Annotated in this window: 19 protein-coding genes and 1 tRNA gene; 14 read left to right on the top strand and 6 right to left on the bottom strand. The window is 67.9% G+C overall.

From position 1 onward, the window contains the following. The first annotated feature begins 19 nt into the window (after positions 1–19). The 3 genes from LG306_RS00115 to LG306_RS00125 all read left to right on the top strand — a co-directional run bounded on the left by LG306_RS00115 (position 20) and on the right by LG306_RS00125 (position 3,380). Positions 20–1,663, top strand: a complete 1,644-nt coding sequence (locus tag LG306_RS00115; RefSeq protein ID WP_404416873.1) for a peptide chain release factor 3 — start codon at positions 20–22, stop codon at positions 1,661–1,663. Between the two features lie 52 nt (positions 1,664–1,715). After that, positions 1,716–2,057 (top strand): hypothetical protein, encoded by a 342-nt coding sequence (locus tag LG306_RS00120; RefSeq protein WP_205681799.1) that lies wholly within the window; start codon positions 1,716–1,718, stop codon positions 2,055–2,057. Between the two features lie 108 nt (positions 2,058–2,165). Continuing rightward, positions 2,166–3,380, top strand: coding sequence for a hypothetical protein (locus LG306_RS00125; protein ID WP_404416875.1), 1,215 nt, complete (start codon positions 2,166–2,168; stop codon positions 3,378–3,380). Positions 3,381–3,383: 3 nt separating this feature from the next. On the opposite strand, the gene cysQ is transcribed toward LG306_RS00125, so the two are convergent. Continuing rightward, a complete protein-coding gene (gene cysQ / locus LG306_RS00130) occupies positions 3,384–4,211 on the bottom strand; it encodes a 3'(2'),5'-bisphosphate nucleotidase CysQ (RefSeq protein WP_404416877.1) in 828 nt (275 codons plus the stop codon). 96 nt (positions 4,212–4,307) lie between these two features. Between cysQ and chpT the strand changes: the two genes are divergently transcribed. The 3 genes from chpT (at position 4,308) to LG306_RS00145 (ending at position 6,260) form a co-directional block, all read left to right on the top strand. Next, complete coding sequence (gene chpT, locus LG306_RS00135) at positions 4,308–4,979, top strand: histidine phosphotransferase ChpT (RefSeq protein ID WP_404416880.1); 672 nt, start codon at positions 4,308–4,310, stop codon at positions 4,977–4,979. A 91-nt stretch (positions 4,980–5,070) separates the two neighbouring features. After that, positions 5,071–5,448 carry a response regulator gene (locus LG306_RS00140; protein ID WP_017505646.1) on the top strand — a complete coding sequence of 126 codons (378 nt, stop codon included), beginning with the start codon at positions 5,071–5,073 and terminating at the stop codon, positions 5,446–5,448. Next, the gene (locus tag LG306_RS00145) at positions 5,445–6,260 is read left to right on the top strand and encodes a CheR family methyltransferase (protein ID WP_404416884.1); all 816 of its coding nucleotides are present in this window, start codon (positions 5,445–5,447) and stop codon (positions 6,258–6,260) included. Before LG306_RS00140 ends, LG306_RS00145 begins: the two co-directional genes overlap by 4 nt. A gap of 22 nt (positions 6,261–6,282) precedes the next feature. Here LG306_RS00145 and cckA read toward each other — a convergent pair whose 3' ends face one another. Genes cckA through fliQ form a run of 4 tightly spaced genes read right to left on the bottom strand, consistent with a single transcriptional unit; the run spans position 6,283 to position 10,491 of the window. Continuing rightward, positions 6,283–8,334, bottom strand: coding sequence for a cell cycle histidine kinase CckA (cckA, locus tag LG306_RS00150; RefSeq protein WP_404416887.1), 2,052 nt, complete (start codon positions 8,332–8,334; stop codon positions 6,283–6,285). Between the two features lie 51 nt (positions 8,335–8,385). After that, entirely contained in the window at positions 8,386–9,462 is a 1,077-nt protein-coding gene (gene flhB, locus LG306_RS00155; RefSeq protein ID WP_404416889.1) for a flagellar biosynthesis protein FlhB, read from the bottom strand. After that, complete coding sequence (gene fliR, locus LG306_RS00160; RefSeq protein WP_404416892.1) at positions 9,455–10,228, bottom strand: flagellar biosynthetic protein FliR; 774 nt, start codon at positions 10,226–10,228, stop codon at positions 9,455–9,457. Before fliR ends, flhB begins: the two co-directional genes overlap by 8 nt. Next, positions 10,228–10,491 (bottom strand): flagellar biosynthesis protein FliQ, encoded by a 264-nt coding sequence (gene fliQ, locus LG306_RS00165; RefSeq protein ID WP_017505641.1) that lies wholly within the window; start codon positions 10,489–10,491, stop codon positions 10,228–10,230. The genes fliR and fliQ overlap by 1 nt, the downstream gene beginning before the upstream one ends. Before the next feature lie 297 nt (positions 10,492–10,788). On the opposite strand from fliQ, the gene folE reads away from it, so the two are divergent. From folE to LG306_RS00185, 4 genes are all read left to right on the top strand, one after another. Next, the gene (gene folE, locus LG306_RS00170) at positions 10,789–11,373 is read left to right on the top strand and encodes a GTP cyclohydrolase I FolE (RefSeq protein WP_017505640.1); all 585 of its coding nucleotides are present in this window, start codon (positions 10,789–10,791) and stop codon (positions 11,371–11,373) included. Between the two features lie 63 nt (positions 11,374–11,436). Further along, positions 11,437–12,594 (top strand): acyltransferase family protein, encoded by a 1,158-nt coding sequence (locus tag LG306_RS00175; protein ID WP_404416896.1) that lies wholly within the window; start codon positions 11,437–11,439, stop codon positions 12,592–12,594. A gap of 168 nt (positions 12,595–12,762) precedes the next feature. Next, on the top strand, positions 12,763–14,436 hold the full coding sequence (locus LG306_RS00180) for an MFS transporter (protein ID WP_404416898.1): 1,674 nt from the start codon (positions 12,763–12,765) through the stop codon (positions 14,434–14,436). Between the two features lie 69 nt (positions 14,437–14,505). Beyond that, entirely contained in the window at positions 14,506–17,892 is a 3,387-nt protein-coding gene (locus LG306_RS00185) for a PAS-domain containing protein (RefSeq protein WP_404416901.1), read from the top strand. 11 nt (positions 17,893–17,903) lie between these two features. Here the strand turns inward: LG306_RS00185 and LG306_RS00190 are convergent, their stop codons facing one another. Continuing rightward, the gene (locus LG306_RS00190) at positions 17,904–18,512 is read right to left on the bottom strand and encodes a response regulator transcription factor (protein WP_269219996.1); all 609 of its coding nucleotides are present in this window, start codon (positions 18,510–18,512) and stop codon (positions 17,904–17,906) included. A gap of 161 nt (positions 18,513–18,673) precedes the next feature. Here LG306_RS00190 and LG306_RS00195 point away from each other — a divergent pair, with 161 nt between their 5' ends. From LG306_RS00195 to LG306_RS00210, 4 genes are all read left to right on the top strand, one after another. After that, positions 18,674–20,026 carry a DcaP family trimeric outer membrane transporter gene (locus tag LG306_RS00195; RefSeq protein ID WP_404416904.1) on the top strand — a complete coding sequence of 451 codons (1,353 nt, stop codon included), beginning with the start codon at positions 18,674–18,676 and terminating at the stop codon, positions 20,024–20,026. Positions 20,027–20,030: 4 nt separating this feature from the next. Continuing rightward, positions 20,031–21,986 carry an acetate--CoA ligase gene (acs, locus tag LG306_RS00200; protein ID WP_404416907.1) on the top strand — a complete coding sequence of 652 codons (1,956 nt, stop codon included), beginning with the start codon at positions 20,031–20,033 and terminating at the stop codon, positions 21,984–21,986. A 68-nt stretch (positions 21,987–22,054) separates the two neighbouring features. After that, on the top strand, positions 22,055–23,050 hold the full coding sequence (locus tag LG306_RS00205) for a bile acid:sodium symporter family protein (protein WP_404416910.1): 996 nt from the start codon (positions 22,055–22,057) through the stop codon (positions 23,048–23,050). Between the two features lie 39 nt (positions 23,051–23,089). Further along, a tRNA-Gly gene (locus LG306_RS00210) sits at positions 23,090–23,163 on the top strand. Positions 23,164–23,195: the final 32 nt, after the last annotated feature.

Here is a 23,195-nt window from a genome sequence, read left to right on the forward strand (position 1 = left end):
GGCGGGTTAGTCGCGCGCCATGTCTTCCTTGACCCTGCCTGAAGAAGCGGCACGCCGCCGGACCTTCGCCATCATCGCCCACCCGGATGCGGGCAAGACGACCCTGACCGAGCACATTCTGTTGGCCGGCGGCGCCATTCGCGCGGCCGGCGCGGTGCGGGCGCGCGGCGAGAACCGGCGGACCCGTTCGGACTGGATGAAGATCGAAAAGGAGCGGGGCATCTCGGTCTCGGCCTCGGTCATGACGTTCGAGCACGACGGCAAGATGTTCAACCTGCTCGATACGCCGGGGCACGAGGACTTCTCCGAGGACACCTATCGTACTCTGACCGCCGCCGACTGCGCCATCATGGTGCTGGACGCCGCCAAGGGGATCGAGCCGCAGACGCTGAAGCTGTTCGAGGTCTGCCGCCTGCGCGACATCCCGATCATCACCTTCATCAACAAGCTGGACCGCGAGGCCCAGGACCCGATGGCTCTGCTGGACGACATCGCGTCACGCCTTCAGCTGGACCCCGCCCCGATCTGGTGGCCGGCCGAGAGCGGCAATCGCCTGCGCGGCATGGTCGAGGTCGGGACCGGCCGGTTCCAGCCCTATACCCGCAAGGCCGCCGGGTCGGCCGAGGATCCCGAACACCCCCCCGCCCTGCCGCTGGACCAGGCGGCTCAGTATTTCGAGGCGGGCGAGCAGGCTGACCTCGCCGAGGCCGTCGAACTGGTCGAGGGCGGCTATCCGGCCTTTGACCGTCAGGCCTTCCTTGAGGGTCACATGACGCCGGTGCTGTGGGGATCCGCGCTTCGCCACTTCGGCATCGACGAACTGCTGAAGGCCATCGGCGACTGGGCCCCGGCGCCCAAGGTGATGAAGGCGAAGAAGGAATCTCCACCCGAGACCCGCAACGCCCCCGCCCCCGTCGAGACCGAGGTCGAACCGGGATCCAACGAAGTCACCGGCTTCGTCTTCAAGGTCCAGGCGAACATGGACCCCAACCACCGCGACCGGATCGCCATGTTCCGCATGGCGTCGGGCGCCTTCAAGCGCGGCATGAAGCTGAAGGTGCAGAACACCGGCAAGTCGTTGTCAGTCAATGCGCCGATCATGTTCTTTGCCTCGGACCGCGAACTGGCCGACGACGCCTTCGCCGGCGACGTGATCGGCATTCCGAACCACGGCGTGCTGCGCGTCGGCGACAGCCTGTCGGAGAGCGGCGTGGTCCGTTTCGCCGGCCTGCCGAACTTCGCGCCGGAAATCCTGCAAAGGGTGCGGGTCAAGGATCCGTTGAAGGCCAAACACCTGAAGAAGGCGCTGGAAGGTCTGGCCGAGGAAGGCGTGACCCAGCTGTTCCGTCCCGAAATCGGCTCGGACTTCATCGTCGGCGCCGTGGGCCAACTGCAGTTCGAGGTCATGGCCGACCGTCTGGGCGAGGAGTACGGCCTGGACGTCGTCTTCGAACCGAGCCCCTACGCCGAGGCGCGCTGGATCGCTCCGGGCTCGGACGGCTCCGACGCGGACGTCGAGGACTTCAGCGGCAAATACCGCCCGCAGATGGCGCGCGACATCGACCAGGCCCCGGTCTTCCTGGCCAAGTCGAGCTGGGAAACCGGCTATGTCGGCGAACGCTTCCCCAAGATCGCCTTCACCAAGACGAAGGAACGCGGCTGAGGATCGCGCCAAACGACTTCCTTTGGTCACGCGGCTGAGCCATTCTAGGTCCATGTCACTCGTCGCCCTCGCCAGCACCGTCGTCATGCTGCAGGCCGCCCCTGCTGCGGGGCTGGTCTCCTATGACGAGGCCGTGCGCTGCGCGGGCCTGACGCAGGCGGCGTCGGAGCTGGAAGGCGGCGAGAGCGCGCAGGGGCGTCGGCTGTACGACGCCGCCCTCTACTGGTCGCTGGCGGCGATGCAGGCGGGCACGGCGGCCGGAAAGCGCGCCTCGGTCGCCGAGGCGGATCAGACGCGGGCGCGGATCACTGCGGTGCGGCAGCTGAGCGCCGATGCCGCCCAGGCTCGGGCGGCCCTGCAACGCTGTCAGCAGAAGACGCCGAATCTGGACTGACGATTTTCGCGCCAAGGCCAAGCCGAACCGCATTCCCGGCGCTGCGTTTGCATTGGACGCCGCAGGTGACGCAGTCTGCGTCCCGAAGCGGGATAACCGAGGTCCAGCATGTTCGAATTCGGCCGTGATCTTCGAAAACTCTTCGCCCAGGCGCGAGAGAGCGAAGACCTGGGCTGGGTCGAACTGATCGGCGCGGATCTGCTGCGCGCCGAGGCGAGACGCGAGGCCACGGACGCCGGACGCGTCTCCTGCGCCCGCCCCTTCGAGACCGAAAACCGCGCCTGCGCCCTGTGGCGCGAACACGCCCGGCGCACCGGCGCCGCCGACAGTCTGGACCGCGCCGAACGCTGCGCCGACAGTCTGGCGCGGTCAGCCGTGGGCGAGGATCAGATCGCGAGGGCGGCCATGGCCAAGGCGGCGGTGCTGATGCTGCGCTTTGATCTGTGCGGCGATCCCGCCCGTCTGAGCCGCGCGGCGACGACCCTTGCGGCGGTCGGACAGCCGCGCAGCCGACGCATCGCGGTCGGCATGGCCGCGCTTCACGCCCGGCTGACGGTCCGCACGGCCCGGCTGAGCGGCGACATCGCCCGCCTTCATCAGGCGGCCGCCTTGATGGATGAGGCGGTGCGCAGGGACGACGCCGACGACATGGATCTGCGTATGGATCGCGCGGCCCTGTCGTTGGAAATGGGCGTGGTCCAGCGCGATGTGCATCTGCTGGATCAGGCCGGCCGCGATCTGGGCGCTTTGGTCGAGGCCGCATCTCCCGACCATCGCCCCCTGACACGCGCCCGCGCCCTGGCTCTGTGCGGCGCCGGACTGTCGGCCCTGGCCGCCATCGCGGGGCATGACGAGGCCCACAACCAGGGGCGGATCATGTTCGACGCCGCCGCCGATCAGTTCACGCCGGATCACAGCCCGCTGGACTGGGCCGCGATCCAGGTGCTGCGCGTCGGCGACGACGCCCAGCCGCTGATGCTGCTCAGCCAGGCCGAAGCCCTGACGCAGGGCGGCGAACTGATCATCGGCGCCCTGGCGCGCGAGCGGCGCATCACGCGTGAGGTCGCCTTGGCCGAAGCGGTCAAGAACCTGACCGCCCTGATGACGCTGGAGACCCGGTTGCGGGCTCGCATGGCGACGGCGACGCCGCTCGACTGGGCCGCCGATCAGATCGGCATGGCCGAGATCCTGTTGGCGCGGCATCGGCTGGGCGGCGTCGTCCCGACCGATCTGGGGCTGATCCTGGGCGAGGCGGCGATGACGGCGCGTGAAATGGGCGTCGACGCCCTTGCCGACCGCGCCGAGGCGCTTCTGAGGGCCTAGACCTCAGCCGCCCATGGCGACGAAGGCGCCGTTCAGGAACCGCGTCTTGCCATAGGCCATCCGCTGCCCGTCATCGGCCAGCACCCGGCCTCCGGCGGCTTCCAGCACCGCCTGGCCCGCTGCGGTGTCCCATTCCGAGGTCGGACCCGTGCGCGGATAGGCGTCGAACCGGCCCTCGGCGATCAGGCAGAATTTCAGCGACGAATCCGTGCCCTGCCAGCGCGAACAGCCGTGACGGGCGGCCAGACGCGTCGCCTCTTCGTCGGTGACGCTGTGGCTCAGCAGGGCCATGCCTTCCTGCGGCCGGTCACGCACCCGGATCGGACGCCAGTCCTCGCCCGAATGGGCCTCGCCGGCCTGAAGGGCGCCGAACTGACGCCGCAAGGCGCCGCCCTCGGGCTTGTCGGTGCGCCAGGTCGTCGCCGTCGCCGGCGCCGTCACCACGCCCGCGACCGGATAGCCGTCATGGATCAGGGCGATATTGACGGTGAAGGCCTCACCGCCGCGCACGAAGCCGCGCGTGCCGTCCAATGGATCGATCAGCCAGAACCAGTCCTCGGCCGCCTCGGGCGCGCCATCGGCCGACACGGCTTCCTCCGCCACCGTCTGCACGCCCGGATACAGGGCCGCCAGCCGTTCCAGAATCAGAGCCTCGGCCGCCCTGTCGGCCTGCGTCACCGGGCTGTCGTCGGACTTGGTCTCGACCGCCGTGCCTGCGCGCCAATAGGGCAGGATCAGCCGCGCGGCCTCCTCTGCGATCTCGGCGATGGCCAGGGACAGCGCGCCGGACGTCAGATCGCGCTCAAGAGCAGGTGTGGAGGAGGTCGTCATTGGCGGGTCGATAGACCATCCGGGCGGTTCCATGAACCGGCAAATCACGTCAACTTCGCGCGCGACACGAACTGTGACCTGAGCGCGCCAGACATCATGACCTCCCCCCACGACACAGACGCCGCTCCGCTGGACCTTCCGGTCGATGGGACCGAGTTGGCGACCTATATCGCGGCCAAGCTGTGCCATGACTTCATCAGCCCGTCGGGCGCCATCGTCTCCGGCCTGGACCTGATGCAGGACCCGACGGCTCAGGACATGCGCGACGACGCCCTGGCCCTGATCGAACAGAGCGCCAGGAAGATGGTCGCCCTGGTTCACTTCGCCCGCGTCGCCTTCGGCGCCGCCACCACCAGCGAAAAGTTCACCGCCCGCGAGATCGAAGGCCTGGTGTCCGGCATGGTCCAGGGCGGCCGCGCCTCGCTGGACTGGCGCATCCCCGACGGCGAGTTCACCAAGCCTCAAGCCCGCGCCCTGACCAACCTCGCCTATCTGACGGTCGGCGCCCTGCCGATGGGCGGCGTCGCGACCATTCAGTCGCGGGTGGAAAACGGCCTGCTCTATCTGGAAGGTTTCGCCGAGGGCGCCCGCGCCCGGCTGAAGCCCGAGGCCGTGACGGGTCTGGCCGGCGAACGCCTGGTCGAGGGCCTGGCCGGTCAGTGGATTCAGCCCTACTGGCTGTGGCTGACCGTAAACGAGGCCGGCGGCGCTCTACGCGTCAAGGTTGAAGACGGAAAGGTCGCACTGGTCGTGCGAATGCCTGCCTGAGGCGTTTCCAAACGACTCATTAACTGGCGTTTGAGATAAAAACAGTCCATGCGCCTCGGGCGAAAGCCGTCGTGTCATTGAGGGATCGACCTTGGACTTCCGAACCTGCCTGATCGTCGACGACAGCCGCATCATCCGCAAGGTTGCGCGTCGCATCGTCGAGGGCCTGGGCTATGAGGTCGACGAGGCGGCGGACGGCTCAGAGGCCTTGGCCTATTGCACCGGCGCCATGCCCGACGTCCTGCTGGTGGACTGGAACATGCCCGTGATGGACGGGATCACCTTCCTGCGTCGCCTGCGCGCCATGCCGGGCGGCAAGCAACCCAAGGTGCTGTTCTGCACGATCGAGACCCGCCCCGAGCGGATCGCCGAAGCCCTGGCCGCCGGCGCCGACGACTATGTGATGAAGCCGTTCGACGGCGAAATCCTGCAATCCAAGTTGACGGAGGTCGGAGCGATCGCCGCATGACGCCAGAGGACTTCGACAAGCTGCAGTCGCTCCTCGCCACCCGCGCCGGCTATCGGCTGTCGCGGGATCGCATGCATTTGGCCGAACACCGGCTGGGTCCGATCGCGCGGCGCGAGGGCTACGCCAACGTCGAGGCCCTGCTGACGAACCTGTGGGCCAATCCGGTCGCCTCGCTGGCCTGGTCGGTGATCGAGGCCCTGCTGAACGCCGAGACCTGGTTCCGTCGCGACCGCACCCCTTTCCGCATTCTCGAAACCGAACTGCTGCCGGCCCTGTCCAAGGCGCGGCCCGACGGGCGGATCAAGATCTGGTCGGCCGGCTGCTCGACGGGTCAGGAAGCCTGGTCCATCGCCATGACCGGGCTGGAGCTGGGCGTTTCGGTCGATCTGGTCGCCACGGATCTGTCGCAGCGCGCGATCGAAAAGGCGCGCTCGGGCCTCTACACCGGGTTCGAGATCCAGCGCGGGCTGACGGCCAAGACCATGCTGCGCTGGTTCGAGCCGATGGATGATCAGTGGATGGTCAAGGCGGAGCTGGCCGACGCCGTTCGTTTCGGTCGCGCCAATCTGCTGGACGAACCGACCGACGATGCGCGCTTCGACGTCATCTTCTGCCGCAACGTCCTGTCCGACATGGAGCCGTCACGACGCGCCCGGCTGCTGGACGGACTGGAACGCCGCCTCGTCGATGACGGCTGCCTGTTTCTGGGCGCTGACGAGAACCTGGAGGGCGAAACGGTCGCCTTCCGCGCCGTCAATGGCCGCAAAGGTCTCTATGTGAAGGCCCCCTCGGCCCTTCGCCGCGCCGCCTGACCCCGCCCTTCACGCGGCCGACTCAGCCCGCGTGCAGTTCCTGCTTCACTCGTTCCGCCAGCGTCTTGATGTCCAGCGGCTTGGGTAGGAAGGACACGCCTGTCTCGTCCTGTAGCAGGTCCGAGAAGTCGCTCTCGGCATAGCCCGAGATGAACATGACGGGCGCGTCGCCCAGATATTTGCGCGCCTTCTTCAGCAAGGACGGCCCATCCAGCCCCGGCATGATGACGTCCGAGATCATCATGTCGATCTGGCCGGCGTGTTCCTCGGCCAGCAGCAGAGCCTCCTCGCCGTCGGCGGCCTCTATGACCTCGTAGCCCCGCTGACGCAGCAGCCGGGCGGCAATGCCGCGCACGGCGTCCTCGTCCTCGACGAACAGGATGCGGCCGGCGCCCGACAGGTCGCGCGGCGCCTTGGCCTTGACCTCGACCGGCTGAACCTCGGCCAGCTCCGCCTCGCCCGCCGCCGGCAGGAAGATGCGGAAGGCGGCTCCAGCCCCCTCGATATTGCTGACGGTGATGTGCCCCCCCGCCTGCTGCACGATGCCATAGACGGTGGCCAGGCCCATGCCGGTGCCCTCGTTCACCGCCTTGGTGGTGAAGAAGGGTTCGAAGATCTTGTCCGCCAGTTCGGGCGGCACGCCGGGTCCGGTGTCCGACACCTCGATCAGGGCCACCTCGTCCGTTGTCGCATCGACCCAGCCCAGGGCCCGCGCCTCGTCGCCCGTCAGGCGGCGCGTGGCGATGGTGACGACGCCGGCCCCCGGCTCGACCACGCCGCGCATGGCGTCGCGCGCGTTGACGGCCAGGTTCATCACCGCAGTCTCCAGCTGAGACTTGTCGGCCAGCACGATCGGCAGGTCGCGTCCGTAGTCGGTCTCCAGCCGCACATCCTCGCGCAGCAGCCGCCGCAGCAGGATGGCGAATTCGCCCACCAGTTCGCCAAGGTCCAGCCGCTCGCGCCGCACCGTGGACTTGCGCGAGAAGGCCAGCAGTTTGCGCACCAGATCGGCCGCGCGAATGGCCGTCTGGCGAATCTCGTTCAGCCCCTCGTACGAAGGATCGCCCACCGGGTGCCGTTCCAAAAGACCCGACAGCTGAAGCTGGATCGCCGTCAGCAGATTGTTGAAGTCGTGCGCCACGCCCCCGGCCAGCTGGCCCACGGCCTGCATCTTCTGGGCCTGGTTGAGCTGGAGCTCCATCGACTTCTGGCCCGAGACGTCGAACAGCCAGATGCGTCGCTTGTCGCCCTCGGGCGCCACATACAGATGCAGCATCTTGTCGGGGTGAGCCCGCGCGACCAGTTCGATCGGCCCCGATGATCCGCCCGCCAGCTTCAGCCGCGCCTCGGCGATACCGCCCGGATCGAACAGGTGCCCAAAGGCCGCATCGCGCGCCGCGCCCGGTCCGGTCAGGACCGCCAGCGCCGGATTGGCCTCTTCCGCCCGGCCGGAAAACAGGTCTTCGCCGCCGATCACGGCCGAGCCGAACGGCGCCCCGGCGGCCATGGCCCGCGCCTCGCCGGTCGCCGCGGCGGCTGGCGTGTGGACGGGCGCGGCGGCGATGGGCAGGACGGCGTCCGGCGCCGCGCGCATCAGGAACCTGCCCTCGCCGGTCTTTCCATCGCCGATCTGGCCGATGACGACCTCGACCTCGCGCTGTCCGATCATGACGATGGCGCGGCCCGGCTCGCCTTTGCGCGCCTGGGCGAAGGCCATGTACAGCGCTTGCGCCGACTTGCCGCGCGGCAGGGCGCCGGTCGCGCCATTGGCCTCAGACCAGGCGGCGTTGAAGGCCAGGATCTGCCCTGAATCCCAGACCAGCGCCGCCGGTTCGGCCATGGCGTCCAAGACCTCGATGGCCGCGTCGCTGCTCGGCTTGGCCTCCGCCGCCCGGCGGAAGCCGAACAGACCGATGAGGGCGATCGCGCCCACGGTCAGGATCAGCACCAGTCCCGGCGCCGAGGTCGGGTTGGCGCGAAACGCCGGATAGGCCAGGGCCGCGATCGCCGCCACGACGCCGAACGCCATCACGCCGGACAACAGGTCTAACGAAGGGCGGCGGGTGGACGTCATACAGCCTCGCGAATCAGTGTTGCGATCATACGCCCAAATCCTGACGCCGCCTTACCGGCGCTTGCGGGACTGGAAGACGAAGCCGATGATCTTGGCGGCGGCGTCGAAATGTTCGCGCGGAATGACCTCGTCCACCTCGACGGTGGCGTACAGGGCCCGCGCCAGCGGCACATTCTCGACGATCGGCACGCCGTGCTCGGTCGCCACTTCGCGGATGCGCAGGGCCAGGGCGTCCACGCCTTTGGCGACGCAGACCGGCGCCCCGTCGCCCTGATCCGGCTCATAGCGCAGGGCGACCGAATAGTGGGTCGGGTTGGTCACGATGACGGTGGCCTTGGGCACATTGGCCATCATCCGCTGGCGGCTGCGCTGCATGCGGATCTGCTTCAGCTTGGCCTTGATGTGCGGGTCGCCTTCGGACTGTTTGAAGTCTTCCTTCAGCTCTTCCTTGGTCATGCGCATCCGCTTGGCGAAGCGCATCTTCTGCCAGATGAAGTCGGCCCCGGCCGTCGCCCCCAACAGGATGATCGAGGCCACGAACAGCGAGATGGCCATGTCGCGCGCCAGCGGCAGGATCGCCAGCGGGCTGAGCGAGGCCATGTTCTCGAACTCGCGCAGGTGCGGCTTCAACACCATCCAGCACACCGCGCAGACGGCGATCAGCTTCAGGAAGGTCTTGACGAACTGCGCCAGGCCATCGGGGCCGAAGATGCGCTTGAACCCCTGCATCGGACTGACCGCCGACCATTTGGGCTTCAGCTTTTCGGCGGTGAAGATCAGGCCGGACTGGGCGACATTGCCCCCGACCCCGCCCAGAATGGTCGCCAGCATGACGGCTCCCAGAAAGGGCGCCACGGCCCAGACGGCGCGCACCATGATCTGATTGCCCGCGCCCGAGTTCAGCACCCCCAGCATCTCGTGCGGGGCGGCGATGAAGGGCAGCATCTGTTCGGCGATGGACGAGGCGAACCAGCCGCCCCCCATCAGGATCACCGCCGCCGCCCCCGCCAGCGACAGCACCTGTGCGACGTCGGGCGACTTGGCCGCATCGCCCTTCTTTCGGGCGTCCTCAAGCTTTCGCGGGGTCGCCTCTTCGGTTTTCGACTCGGGATCCGCGCCTTCAGCCACCAGGGCCTCCCAGCACGAAATACTCCGCCAGACGGCGGTAGCGGTCGATGAAGAGGGTGCCGAGCGCACCCAGGCTCAGCGCGAAGATCGACAGGCCCAAGATGACGCTCAGGGGCGCGGCGGCGAAATAGACCTGGAACGACGGCATGACCCGCGCCACCAGGCCGGACGCCAGGTTGAAGATCAAGGCGAAGACCAGCACGGGCGCCGACAACTGCACGCCCAGCAGGAAGCTGTCGCCCAGGGTCCGCACCGCCATCTGGGTGAAGTCGGCCATCATCAGCGGCTGGGCCGGCGAGATCAGCCGATACGATCCCACCATGCCGGCGATGAACAGGTGGTGGGTGTCGGTGGCGAACAGCAGCGTCACCCCCAGCAGGGCCAGGAAGGCGGCGATGGTCGAACCCGGCTGGGCCTGCATCGGATTGGCGGTCTGGGCGAAGCTCAGCGTCGTCTGCAGCGACACGATCTCGCCCGCCGTCGCCAGGGCGCTCATGAACATGCGCAGCAGAAGACCGATCATCAGGCCGACGACCACCTCGCGGATGATCCATCCGACCATCAGCCCCATGCTGTCCGGCAGGCCCGGCAGCGAATCGCGCACCACCGGCCACAGCGCCAGACCGATGACCAGCGCCAGCGACAGTCGCACGCGCGGGGGCACATAGGCCTCGCCAAAGCCGGGGATCAGCATCAGGATCGCCGCGATCCGGGCGAAGATCAGCCCCCCGGCCCAGACCTGATCGGCGGTCGCATAAGCGTCCACTACATCCCCGCGATGCGGGCCGCGATCTGGCGCATGAAGCCGCCCAACAGGGCGCCCATCAGCGGCAGGAACAGGATCAGCGAAACGAAGATGGCGATGATCTTGGGCGCATAGATCAGGGTCTGTTCCTGGATCTGCGTCAGGGCCTGAAACAGGCCGATCACCACGCCCACGACCAGGCCGACCAGAAGCACCGGCAGGCACAGCTGGATCGTCAGCCAGATGGCGTCGCGCCCGACGTCCAGAACTTCCGCGCCGTTCATCGGCCCACTCCAGCAACTACTGGGCAGAAAATGCCGACAGGATGGTTAACAGGCCGCTAACCAGACGCGTCTTCGTCCAGACCTGACCACGGAAAAATCTCGCGTTCGGCCTTGAACGGCGCCGCTTCGATGCCGACGTCCCCGCCTTCGCCTTGGGGAGCGCCATCCATTCGACTTCAGACGAATTAGACGAATTAGACTCTCTTTTTCCGACTTCGCCGTCTGAACGCGCGCCTGCCTCGTAATGTGGCGGCTCGCCCCTCCCCTTCCCTCAAGCGCTCCGCTATCTAGGCCGCCATGACCGACGCCCCCGCCTCCAAAGTCTCCCAGGCCGACGCCGAAGCCGCCGTCCGCACCCTGATCGAATGGGCCGGCGACAATCCGGACCGCGAAGGTCTGCTGGAAACCCCCGCCCGCGTCGCCAAGAGCTACCGCGAGCTTTTCCAAGGCTATGAGGTCGATCCGCTCTCCTATCTGGAGAAGACCTTCGAAGAGACGGGCGGCTACGACCAGCTGGTCGTGCTGAAGGACATCCGCTTCGTCAGCTTCTGCGAGCACCATATGCTGCCGGTCGTAGGCAAGGCGCACGTCGCCTATCTGCCGACGGACCGCGTCGTCGGCATCTCCAAACTGGCCCGGGTCGTGCGCGGCTTCGCGCGGCGCCTTCAGATCCAGGAGAAGATGACCTCCGAGATCGCCGAGGCCATCCAGACTGTCCTGCGCCCCCACGGCGTCGGCGTGGTCATCGAGGCCGAGCACAGCTGCATGACCCTGCGCGGCGTCAATGCGCCCGGCGCCAGCCTGTCGACCAGCCACCTGATCGGCGTGGTCCGCGACGACCCCCGCACCCGCGAGGAATTCCTTCGGCTGGTGCGGGGCTGATCTTCGCCTGACAGGCGAACTGGCCCGCAGCTTGCGGTAGAGGGGTCAAAGGAGGCGTTGACGATGCCCTGGTCCCTGATTTCGACCCGCAATGAGACAGTTCAGATCGCGCGCGGCGGCTGGCTGGACGCGCTGCGTTTCATCGTGGCCTTCCTGATCATCCTACATCATTTCCAGGCCGCCGGTCCCGAACCGCTCGCCCACCTAATCAATCCGATCTTCGAACGCGGCGGCTTCCTGCTGACCAACTTCTTCCTGATCGACAGCGGCTATGTGCTGATGCGCGTCTATGGCGCGGCGGTGGACAAGGGTCGGATGTCGCCGGGCGACTTCTTCCTGAAGCGGTTCCTCCGCGTCGTGCCCGCGCATCTGATCATGGGGCTTTCGCTGGTCGGCTTCGTGCTGCTGGCCACCGCCGCCGGCTCGCCGCCCCGCAATCCCGAATGGTTCGCCTGGGACCAGCTGCCGGCCCAACTGCTGCTGCTTCAGTCCTACGGCGTGTACGGCGGCCTGGGCTGGAACGCCCCGACCTGGTCGATCTCGGCCCTGATCGGCTGCTATCTGGCCTTTCCCTGGATCATTCGCGGCCTGATGCGTCTGGGTCCGTGGTCGGCCCTGGCCGTCGGCGTCGGCGTCTATCTGGTCGCCAACCAGCTGTGCTGGTCGTTCCTCGGCTATCCCGTCTATCAGATGCCGATGCGCTACGGCATCATCCGCGCCCTGCCGCTGTTCTTCCTGGGCATGTGCCTGGCCTGGTTCGCCCAGAAGGTCTGGGTCGCGCCGCGCCTGGCCGGCTGGGCAGGGGTGCTGGCCGCCGTCGGCTTCTTCGCGCTTCAGCTTCACGACAAGTACGCCCTTGTCGCCCTGACCCTGATCTCGATCATCATCCTGGCCGCCGGCGCCTTGCCGGTGACCAAGCCCTCGAAGTGGGTCGAGACCGCCGCCATGGTCTCCTTCTCCATGTTCATCTCCAACGAGGTGGTCCGCATCGTCTGGTTCGGCGTGGTCAACGCCGTCGAGGCGCGCGTCGGCTTGCCCCTCTTCGTTCAATGGGGCCTGTGGGGCCTGGGCGTCATGGCGGCCGTCGCCTTCGCCTTCGCCTTCCACTTCGCGATCGACAATCCGATCCAGACCCGCATCCGCAGCTGGTTAAAGCGTCGCAGCGCCCGTCGCGGCAAGGCGCAACCCAAGCTCGGTCCGGTCATCTCCATCGACGGCTGATTGCCCTGGGCGAGCGGGGATCCTCGACCCCAAGGTCGCCTTGGCGACCGGCGATCCTCGACCAAAGTCGCTCTCTCCACCCGCCCCGCTCTCGGTCAATGTCGGCGTCCACGCATCCTGAAGGATGTGCAGAACGGCCGATAACGGCGACACGGGAGGAAATGGATCATGGCAACCGACGCACCCCTTGCGTCCGGAGGAGAGGAGCACACCGTCGATCGCAGCGATCGCCTGGTCATCCTCGCCTCATCGGTCGGCACCGTCATCGAGTGGTACGACTTCTATCTCTACGGCTCTCTGGCGGCGATCATCACCGTCCAGTTCTTCTCGGGCGTCAACGAGACGACCGGCTACATCTTCGCCCTGATGGCCTTCGCCGCCGGCTTTGCGGTGCGGCCCTTCGGCGCCATCGTCTTCGGGCGGCTGGGCGATCTTTGGGGGCGCAAGAACACCTTCCTCGTCACCATGCTGCTGATGGGTCTGTCGACCTTCGTCGTCGGCCTGTTGCCGCCTTATGCGGTCATCGGCATCGCCGCGCCCATCATCCTGGTGCTGATGCGCCTGATCCAGGGCCTGGCCCTGGGCGGCGAATACGGCGGCGCCGCCACCTACGTCGCCGAGCACGCCCCGCAGGGCAAGCGCGGCTACTACACCTCCTTCATCCAGATCACGGCGACCGCCGGACTGGTGCTCAGCCTGCTGGTCATCCTGAGCGTCCGCTATACGGTCGGCGAAGAGGCCTTCGCCGCCTGGGGCTGGCGCATTCCGTTCCTGGTCTCGATCCTGCTGTTGGGCGTGTCCTTGTGGATCCGCCTGAAACTGGCCGAAAGCCCGTCGTTCAAGCGGATGAAGGCCGAGGGCAAGGGCTCCAAGACCCCGCTGAAGGACAGCTTCGGCAAATGGCCCAACCTGAAGCTGGTGCTGATCGCCCTGCTGGGCCTCACCGCCGGTCAGGCCGTCATCTGGTACACCGGTCAGTTCTACGCCCTGTTCTTCCTGGAACGGGTCATGAAGCTCGACGCCACCCTGGTCTATGTGCTGCTGACCATCGCGCTTCTCGCCGCCTCGCCCTTCTTCATCTTCTGGGGCTGGCTGTCGGACAAGGTGGGGCGCAAGCCGATCATCCTGGCCGGCTGCCTGATCGCGGCCCTGACCTATTTCCCGCTGTTCAACGCCCTGACCCAGGCCGCCAATCCGAAACTGGCCGCCGCCGCCGCCTCGGCGCCGGTCACGGTCTACGCCGATCCGGCCGATTGTAACCTTCAGTTCGATCCGGTGGGCAAGACGGTGTTCAACCACTCCTGCGACGTGGCCAAATCCTATCTGGCCAAGGCGGGCGTGACCTACACCAACGTCGCGGCGCCGGCAGGCACGGTCGCCGAGGTGCGTATCGGCGATCAGGCCGTCATCCCCAGCTTCCGGGGCGACGCCATGGCCCCGGCCGACTTCGCGGCCCAGAAGAAGACCTGGGACAAGAGCCTGGGCGAGGCCCTGACCGCCGCCGGCTATCCGGCCAAGGCCGACAGCGCCCTGGTCAACAAGCCGATGGTGGTGCTGATCCTGTTCATCCTCGGCTTCTATGTGACCATGGTCTACGGACCGATCGCGGCGGCCCTGGTCGAGATGTTCCCGACCAATATCCGCTACACCTCCATGTCCCTGCCCTATCACATCGGCAACGGCTGGTTCGGCGGCTTCCTGCCGACCACCGCCTTCGCCATCGTGGCGGCGACCGGCAATATCTACTCCGGCCTCTGGTACCCGATCGTGGTGGCCCTGGGGACGGTCGTTCTGGGCTTCCTGCTGGTCAAGGAAGGCAAGGACGTCGATCTGAACGCCTGATCCTGCTTTCAGGCGGAATGATGGGCGGGTCGTCGCAAGACGGCCCGCCTTTCGCTTGTGAAACACCCCGTGCCCGGTTCAGATGCCCCGATGTTCAGCCTGACGATCCTCGGCCTGGTCGCAGCCTATATGGCGGTGCTGTTCGCCGTCGCCTGGTCGCAGGAACGGCCGTCGGCGCGCGCGCGCGGCAAGGGGCTGGGGCCGTCGGTCTACGCCCTTTCGTTGGCCATCTACTGCACCTCCTGGACCTATTACGGCGCGGTCGGCACGGCGGCGCGCGACGGGTGGGAGTATCTGCCCATCTACATCGGCCCGGTGATCGGCCTGACGTTGCTGTTTCCGCTGTGGCGCCGGATAGCGGCGGCCGCCCGGCGCGAGAACGTGGGCTCCATGGCCGACTTCGTGGCCTCGCGTTACGGCAAGAGCCAGACCTTAGGCGCCGCCGTCACCGTCGTCGCCATCCTTGGGTCGCTGCCCTATATCGCTCTGCAGCTGAAGTCGCTGTCGATGGCCGGCGCCCTGCTGACCGCCGGCACGCCGGTTGCGGGGTCCGAGGCTCTGACGGTCCTGGTGCTGGCCGGGGTGCTGGCCTTCTTCGCCATCCTGTTCGGCGCCCGTCGTCCCGACCTGACCGAGCACAATCGCGGCCTGATCCAGGCCATCGGTCTGGAGTCGATGGTCAAGCTGGGTGCCCTGCTGTTCGTCGCCGTCTTCGCCCTGGTCCTGCTGCTGAACGAAGGCTCGCCCCCGCGCATCATTGAGGGCCTGGGCGCCCTGGCCGCGCCGCCCGAGGTCACGCCGCGCTTCACCGCCATCACCCTGCTGTCCACCCTGGCCATCTTCTGCCTGCCGCGCCAGTTCCACGTCGCCTTCGTCGAGGGCGCCCAGCCGTCGGACGTGAAGCGGGCGCGCTGGATCTTTCCTCTTTATTTGCTGCTGACCAGTCTGGCGATCCTGCCGCTGGTGGCGGCGGGCGCCCTGTTCGCGCCCTCGGTGAATCCGGACCTGCTGGTGCTGGCCCTTCCGTTTCAGCGCGGCGAGACCCTGCTGACGGCCGTGGTCTTCGTCGGCGGCTTTTCCGCCGCCACCGCCATGGTCATCGTCGAGGCCGTCGCCCTGTCGGCCATGGTGTCCAACAGCCTGATCCTGCCCTTCCTGGCGCGCGAGCGTTGGCGGGTGCGCGGCGACGCCTCGGACATGGCGGGGACCATCCTTCAGGTCAGGCGGGGGGCCATTGTCGCGGTCCTCTTGCTGGCCTGGCTCTATTACCAGGCGACGGATCAGTCGCGCGGCCTGGCGGCCATGGGGCTGGTGTCCTTCGCGGCGATGGCCCAGCTGGCGCCGGCCCTGTTCGGCGCAGTCCTCTGGCGGGGCGGCCATGCGCAGGGGGCGCTGGCGGGCATGACGGTCGGCATGGGCGTCTGGATCGTCATGCTGGCCCTGCCGCAGCTGTCGCCCGGCGCGCCCTGGCACCTGCACGTCATGATGGGTGTCAAGGATCCGCTAGCGCTCGGCGTCTTCGTCAGCCTGGCGCTGAACCTGGCGGTGTATGTCGGCGTATCGCGCTTCGCTCAGCCCCGCTTGATCGACCGGGTTCAGGCGCGCGCCTTCGTGGATCGGCTGGGACCGGACTGGATGGAGGCCCGGCCCGCGCCGTCGGGCGCCTCGGTCGGCGATCTGCGCGCCCTGGTCGCCCGCTTCATCGGCGACGAACGGGCCGAGCGCGCCTTCACCGCCTGGGGCGATGAGACCGACACAAAGCTCCGCGACGCCGACCCGGCCGATGCAGCCCTGGCGCGCGCCGCCGAACGGATGCTGGCCGGCGCCATCGGCGCGGCCTCTGCCCGTCGGGTCATCGCCGCGGCGCTGGCCGGCGTCGGGCGCGCGCCCGAGGACGTGGTGCGGATGCTGGACGAGGCGTCCCAGGCCGTCCAGTTCAACCGCGACCTGTTGCAGACCACGCTCGACAACATCGACCAGGGCGTGATCGTGGTGGACGAGGATCTGCGTGTCACCGCCTGGAACCGGCGCTACGTCGCCATGTTCGACCTGCCGGCCGGCTTCGTCCACGTCGGCCTGCCCATCGCCGTCATCTATCGCCTGAACGCCGAGCGCGGCGAGAGCCCCGATGACATCGAGGCCTGGGTCGAGCGCCGGCTGGAGGCGCTGAGCCGCCGCATCCCCCACGACCACGAACGCCAGCAGCCCGACGGCCGGGTGCTGCGCTCCTCGGGCGCGCCGATCCCCGGCGGCGGCTACGCCACCAGCTACACCGACATCACCGCCCTGCGGCAAGCCGCGCGCGAGCTGGAGGAGGCTAACGAACGGCTGGAGGCGCGCGTTGCGGACCGCACCGCCCGGCTGGATGAGGCCCGGCGCGTCGCCGAAGACGCCACGGCCTCCAAGACCCGGTTCCTGGCCGCCGCCAGCCACGACCTGCTGCAACCGCTGCACGCCGCCCGCCTGTTTATCGCGGCTTTGAAGGAGGAGCCGGCGCTGGAAGACGCGACCAGCCGCACCCTGGCCGTCAACGCGGACCGCGCCATCGACAGCGCCCACCGTCTGCTGACCGCCCTGCTGAATCTGTCCAAGCTGGAGGCCGGCGGCGTGCGGACCAATGTCGCGCGGCTGTCGCTGGGCGGCCTGTTCGACGAACTGCGCCGGGAGTTCGCGCCCGTGGCCGAGGCCAAGGGTCTGGACCTGACCGTGATGTCCAGCGGTTTGTGGGTCGCGTCCGACCGTGACCTCCTGCGTTCCATGCTGCAGAATCTGGTGGCCAACGCCATCCGCTATACGGATGCCGGCCGGGTGCTTGTCGGGGCGCGTCGGCGCGGCGAGACCGTGGAGCTGTTCGTCTGCGACACGGGACGCGGCATTCCCGACACCGAACACGAAACCGTCTTCGGCGAGTTCGTGCGTCTGCCGGGCGCCGTCGACGAACCGGGCGCTGGCCTGGGTCTGGCCATCGTGCGCCGCCTGTCCAGCCTGCTCGATCACCCGCTGGAGCTGAGCTCGCGTGTGGGGCGCGGCACGACCTTCCGGATCACCGTGCCGCGCAGCGCAGCCGATCTGCCCGCCGAGGTTCCGCCAGCGCGCGAGGCGCGCCTGCCGCTGGCGGGCCTGCGCGTGCTGTGCGTGGACAATGAGCCGGTGATCCTGGACGCGCTGAACGCCCTGCTCACCCGCTGGGGCGCGCGGCCTACGCTGGTCGCCAGCGTCGAGGCGGCCAAGGCGGCGCAAGGGCCGTTCGACGCCGCCGTGGTCGATCTGCATCTGGGCGACGGGCCCGAAGGGTTCGCTGTCATCGACTGGCTGCGGCCCCAGGGCGTGCGCCGCATCGCCCTGGTCACCGCCGACACCCGCGACGGGCTGAACGAACAGGCGACGGCGGCCGGCGCTGTCCTTCTGCCCAAGCCGATCAAGCCGGCGGCGCTAAAGGCCTTCCTGTCGAGCTAGGGGTTGGCGCGTTAGGCCGGGTCCAGCGACTTGGCCAGGATCACCGCCTGGGTTCGGTTCTGGACGCCCAACTTGCGGAACACGCTGGTCAGATGCGCCTTGATAGTGGCTTCGGACACGCCCAGGTCGAAGGCGATCTGCTTGTTGAGCCGACCGGCCTTCAACCCTTCCAGGATGCGCAGCTGCGACGGCGTCAGACTGGCCACGCGGCCGGCCAGATCATCGTCGGCCTCGGGCACATCCGGCGCCCAGCTGTCGCCGGCCAGAATGGCGGCGATCGCCTCGACCATCTGCGGCAGCGACGAAGACTTGGGAATGAAGCCGGCGGCGCCCAGACCCAGAGCGTGGCGCACCACCGGCGCATCCTCGCTGGCCGACACCACCGCCACCGGCACAGTCGGCTGCTCGGCCCGCACGGCGGCGAGCCCCGCCATCCCTTCGCTGTCCGACAGCTTCAGATCCAGCAGCAACAGATCGACGGGCCCCGCGACCATCGCGGCCCGGGCCTCGGCCAGGCTGGCGCATTCCACCACCTCCGCGCCCGGCGCCGCCTTGTCGACGGCCGAGCGCAGGGCGGCGCGAAACAGGGGATGGTCGTCGGCGACGACGATGCGATCCATGGGCGTCCTTCCGTGCGCGGCGTCTGACCGGCCGCGTCGTCGCCATCATGGCGCGGTTCGACTTTGGTCGAAATTAGACCAATGGCCAATGGCTCACCGAGGCCTGAGGCGGAAGGGTCGTCAAAGGGACGCCCGCGCGAGACGGGCGCGGGAGGTTCATCATGATCACGAAAAGCCTGATGGCGGGAGTCGCCGCCGTTGCGCTGATGGCGACGCCCAGCCTGGCCTCGGCCCAGGACCAGGCCGCGCTTGAGGCGCGCATCGCTCAGCTCGAAGCCCAGTTGAACGCCCTGAAGTCCGAGGTCGTCGCCGCCCGAACCCAGCAGGCGGCGCAACAGCAGGACATCATCCGCCTGGAGACCCGCCCCGCCGCGCCCGCCCCGACCCAGCAGACGTCGGCGCCGGCCGCACCCGGCGAAGGCTTCCGCATCGGCGACCACACGGTCAAGTTCGGCGGCTTCGTCAAGGTGGACGCCTACGCCACCCGCTACTCGGGCGGCGATCCGGTCAATGGCGACGCGCTGCGTGAATTCCACATTCCCGGCTCCATCCCCATCGGCGGCGCCGATGAGGATACGGCGACCGACTTCAACGCCCGACAGACCCGGTTCTGGCTGACCTCCGACGGCATGGTCGGCGGTCACAAGATCGGCACGCGGATGGAGATGGACTTCCAGACCCTGCCCGGCGCCGGCGATCAGCGCACCACCAGCCCGGCCAACCCGGCCCTGCGTCGCGCCTTCATCACCATCGACAACTGGCTGATCGGCCAGGAGTGGACCAACTTCCAGAACACCGCCGTCCTGCCCGAGTCCGCCGACTTCATCGGCGCGGCCGAAGGCACGGTCTTCGCCCGTCAGGTCCAGGTCCGCTACACGCGCGGTTCCTTCTCGGTCTCGGTCGAGAACCCCGAGACGACGGTGACCCCGTTTGGCGGCGGCGCGCGCATCGTCGCCGACGACAGCACCCTGCCGGACTTCACCGCCCGCTACGCGGTGTCCAAGCCCTGGGGCGACTTCCAGATCGCCGGCCTGCTGCGTCAGCTGAAATACCAGAATCCCTCGACAAACATCGACTCCACCGCGACCGGCTGGGGCCTGTCGGCCTCGACCAAGATCAAGGTCGGCGCCAAGGACGACCTGCGCCTGATGGTGACGGGCGGCGAGGGCATCGGTCGCTATGTCGGTCTGAACTTCTCCAACGACGCGGTGCTGAACGGCTCGGGCGATCTGGATGCGATCGGCGTCGTCGCCGGCTTCGCCGCCTATCGCCACGTCTGGGCGCCCGGCTGGCGTTCCAGCCTGATCTGGTCGGCGCAGAAGGTGGACAACGACCTGGCCTTCACGGGCCTGGCCGCCAACCGTTCGGCCCAGAGCTTCCACGCCAACTTGATCTGGTCGCCGGTTACGGCGTTTGATGTCGGGGCCGAGCTGATGTTCGCAGACCGCGAGATCGAAACCGGCGCCAGCGGCGACATGACCCGACTGATCCTGTTCGCCAAATACGGATTCTGATGTGATGCCGGAGACGTCTCGCGTGCCTGATCCCGCCCTCTATCCCGTCCCCGCCGACTGGGCCAAAAAGGCACACATGGACCAGGAGGCGTACGAGGCGGCGCGGATCGCCGCGCGAGAGACGCCGGACGCCTTCTGGGCCGAACAGGCCAGACGTCTGGACTGGATCACACCGCCGACCCGGATCAAGGACGTCTCCTTCAACAAGGAAGATTTCCGCATCCGCTGGTTCGAGGACGGCGTCCTGAACGTCTCGGCCAACTGCATCGACCGTCACCTGCCCCACCGCAAGGACGAGACGGCGATCATCTGGGAAGGCGACGATCCCGCCGACAGCCGCCACATCACCTTCGGTGAACTGCACGCCGAGGTGTGCCGCATGGCCAATGTGCTGAAGGCGCATGGGGCCAAAAAGGGCGACCGGATCACCCTGTATCTGCCCATGATCCCCGAGGCCGCCTACGCCATGCTGGCCTGTGCGCGGATCGGCGCGGTGCATTCGGTCGTCTTCGGCGGCTTCTCGCCCGACAGCCTGTGCGGCCGGATCGAGGACTGCGGTTCCAACCTGGTTATCACCGCCGACGAAGGTCTGCGCGGCGGCAAGCACATTCCGCTGAAGGCCAATGTCGACGAGGCCCTGACGAAGGTGAAGGTCGACACCGTCCTGGTCATCCGCCGCACCGGCGCCGACGTGCCGATGATCGCGGGCCGCGACTTCGACTATGGGCTGGAAGCCGCCAAGGCCGACGCCGACTGCCCGCCCGAGCCGATGAACGCCGAGGATCCGCTGTTCATCCTCTACACCTCCGGCTCGACGGGTAAGCCCAAGGGCGTGCTGCACACCACGGGCGGCTATCTGTTCTGGGCCGCCTGGACGCACGAGATCGTCTTCGACTATCGCCCCGGCGAGGTCTTCTGGTGCACCGCCGACGTGGGCTGGGTCACGGGCCATTCCTACATGGTCTATGGGCCGCTCGCGAATGCGGCGACGACACTGATGTTCGAGGGCGTGCCCAACTATCCCGACGCCGGCCGCTTCTGGCAGGTGGTGGACAAGCACAAGGTCGAGATCTTCTACACCGCGCCGACGGCCCTGCGCGCTCTGATGCGCGAGGGCGATGCGCCGGTGAAGGCCTCTTCGCGCGCCTCGCTGCGGCTGCTCGGCACGGTGGGAGAGCCGATCAACCCCGAGGCCTGGCGCTGGTATCACGAGGTGGTCGGCGACGGCCGTTGCCCCATCGTGGACACCTGGTGGCAGACCGAGACGGGCGGTCATCTGATCACCCCCCTGCCCGGCGCCACCGACCTGAAGCCCGGATCGGCGACCCTGCCCCTGCCCGGCGTCGAGCTTCAGATCGTGGACGCCGAGGGCCAGCCGCTGGAGGGCGCCGTTTCCGGCAATCTTTGCATCACCGACAGCTGGCCCGGCCAGATGCGCACCGTCTATGGCGACGATCAGCGCTTCTTCGACACCTATTTCTCGACCTATCCCGGCCGCTACTTCACCGGCGACGGCTGCCGTCGTGACGAGGACGGCTACTATTGGATCACCGGCCGGGTGGACGACGTCATCAATGTCTCGGGCCACCGGATGGGTACGGCCGAGGTCGAGAGCGCGCTGGTCCTGCACGACGATGTCGCCGAGGCGGCGGTGGTCGGCTATCCGCACGACATCAAGGGCCAGGGCATCTACGCCTATGTCACCCTGAAAAACGGGGTCGAGGCGACCGAGGATCTGAGGAAGGCCCTGGTCGCTCACGTCCGTCACGAGATCGGCCCTATCGCCGCCCCCGACGTGATCCAGTGGGCGCCGGGCCTGCCCAAGACCCGGTCCGGCAAGATCATGCGCCGAATCCTGCGCAAGATCGCCGAGAACGAGATCGGCGCGCTGGGCGACACCTCGACCCTGGCCGACCCGTCGGTCGTGGACGATCTGGTCAAGAACCGCGCCGGGGCCTGAAGACGCGGGTTCAATGCGGGGGCTGATGCGCCTATCTGTGCGTCAGCCCGCCGCCGCCTGAGCCGTCTATGCCTCGTTTCCTGTCCCGCCTGCCGATCGACGGCTATCTGCTGGCCCTGATCGGCATGGTGATCCTGGCGGCGCTGTTCCCCGCCGGCGGACAGGCGGCCGTGGTCATGGATTGGGTGGTCAAGGCCGCCATCGCCCTGCTGTTCTTTCTGTATGGCGCGCGAATGTCGCCAGCGGCCATCGGGGCCGGCCTGATGCACTGGCGGCTTCAGGGCACGGTCTTCCTGTCGACGTTCCTGCTGTTTCCCCTGCTGGGGCTGGGCCTGGTCTTTCTGATGCGAGGGTCGCTTCAGCCCGATCTGCTGACGGGGATGCTTTATCTGTGCCTGCTGCCGTCCACGGTGCAGTCGTCCATCGCCTTCACTTCTATCGCCGGCGGCAATGTCGCGGGCGCACTGACCAGCGCCAGCCTGTCGAACCTGCTGGGCGTGATCGTAACGCCGTTGCTGGTCGCCCTGCTGATCGGCGGCGCCAACGGCGGCATCCATCTGCAGTCCATTCTCGACATCGGACTGCAGATCCTGGCTCCCTTCGCCGTGGGCCAGCTGTGCCGCCCCCTGCTGAAGGACTGGCTGACCCGCCACGCCAAACTGACCGGCCTGGTCGACCGCGGCTCCATCCTGCTGATCGTCTATGCCGCCTTCAGCGAGGGCGTCGTCGCCGGCGTCTGGTCCCAGGTCGCGCCGCTGGATCTGGCCAAGGTCATCGGCCTGAACATCGCCCTGCTGGCCATCGTCCTGGCCCTGACCCTATTCGCCGGGCGAGCGCTGAAGTTCGATCGGCCCGACCGGATCGTCATCCTGTTCTGCGGCTCCAAGAAGAGCATGGCCACCGGCATCCCGATGGCCGGCATCCTGTTCGCCGGTCACGCCGTGCCGCTGATCGTCCTGCCGATCATGCTGTTCCACCAGATCCAACTGTTCGCCTGCACCATCATCGCCCAGCGCTATGCGCGTGAGAATGAAGCGCGCGCCCAGAGTCCGGTCTTACCTTGAGCGCCGTCCAGCCTTGAGATAGACCGGCCTCAGGCCATCGCGGGCATGATGTAGTGGTAGCCTGAAAGCTTCCCAAGCTTTTCGTGCGGGTTCGATTCCCGCTGCCCGCTCCAGCCTCTCGGCAAAGGCGCGACGTCGCCGCCGC

The sequence above is a fragment of the Brevundimonas vesicularis genome (genome assembly GCF_044807075.1).
Classification (GTDB): domain Bacteria; phylum Pseudomonadota; class Alphaproteobacteria; order Caulobacterales; family Caulobacteraceae; genus Brevundimonas; species Brevundimonas vesicularis_G.

What these genes read in the sequence shown, in the direction of transcription:
- LG306_RS00115 (WP_404416873.1), top strand. Translation starts at nt 20, where the DNA reads ATGTCTTCCTTGACCCTGCCTGAAGAAGCGGCACGCCGCCGGACCTTC.
- LG306_RS00120 (WP_205681799.1), top strand. Translation starts at nt 1,716, where the DNA reads ATGTCACTCGTCGCCCTCGCCAGCACCGTCGTCATGCTGCAGGCCGCC.
- LG306_RS00125 (WP_404416875.1), top strand. Translation starts at nt 2,166, where the DNA reads ATGTTCGAATTCGGCCGTGATCTTCGAAAACTCTTCGCCCAGGCGCGA.
- cysQ (WP_404416877.1), bottom strand. Translation starts at nt 4,211, where the DNA reads ATGACGACCTCCTCCACACCTGCTCTTGAGCGCGATCTGACGTCCGGC.
- chpT (WP_404416880.1), top strand. Translation starts at nt 4,308, where the DNA reads ATGACCTCCCCCCACGACACAGACGCCGCTCCGCTGGACCTTCCGGTC.
- LG306_RS00145 (WP_404416884.1), top strand. Translation starts at nt 5,445, where the DNA reads ATGACGCCAGAGGACTTCGACAAGCTGCAGTCGCTCCTCGCCACCCGC.
- cckA (WP_404416887.1), bottom strand. Translation starts at nt 8,334, where the DNA reads ATGACGTCCACCCGCCGCCCTTCGTTAGACCTGTTGTCCGGCGTGATG.
- fliQ (WP_017505641.1), bottom strand. Translation starts at nt 10,491, where the DNA reads ATGAACGGCGCGGAAGTTCTGGACGTCGGGCGCGACGCCATCTGGCTG.
- folE (WP_017505640.1), top strand. Translation starts at nt 10,789, where the DNA reads ATGACCGACGCCCCCGCCTCCAAAGTCTCCCAGGCCGACGCCGAAGCC.
- LG306_RS00175 (WP_404416896.1), top strand. Translation starts at nt 11,437, where the DNA reads ATGCCCTGGTCCCTGATTTCGACCCGCAATGAGACAGTTCAGATCGCG.
- LG306_RS00180 (WP_404416898.1), top strand. Translation starts at nt 12,763, where the DNA reads ATGGCAACCGACGCACCCCTTGCGTCCGGAGGAGAGGAGCACACCGTC.
- LG306_RS00190 (WP_269219996.1), bottom strand. Translation starts at nt 18,512, where the DNA reads ATGGATCGCATCGTCGTCGCCGACGACCATCCCCTGTTTCGCGCCGCC.
- LG306_RS00195 (WP_404416904.1), top strand. Translation starts at nt 18,674, where the DNA reads ATGATCACGAAAAGCCTGATGGCGGGAGTCGCCGCCGTTGCGCTGATG.
- acs (WP_404416907.1), top strand. Translation starts at nt 20,031, where the DNA reads ATGCCGGAGACGTCTCGCGTGCCTGATCCCGCCCTCTATCCCGTCCCC.
- LG306_RS00205 (WP_404416910.1), top strand. Translation starts at nt 22,055, where the DNA reads ATGCCTCGTTTCCTGTCCCGCCTGCCGATCGACGGCTATCTGCTGGCC.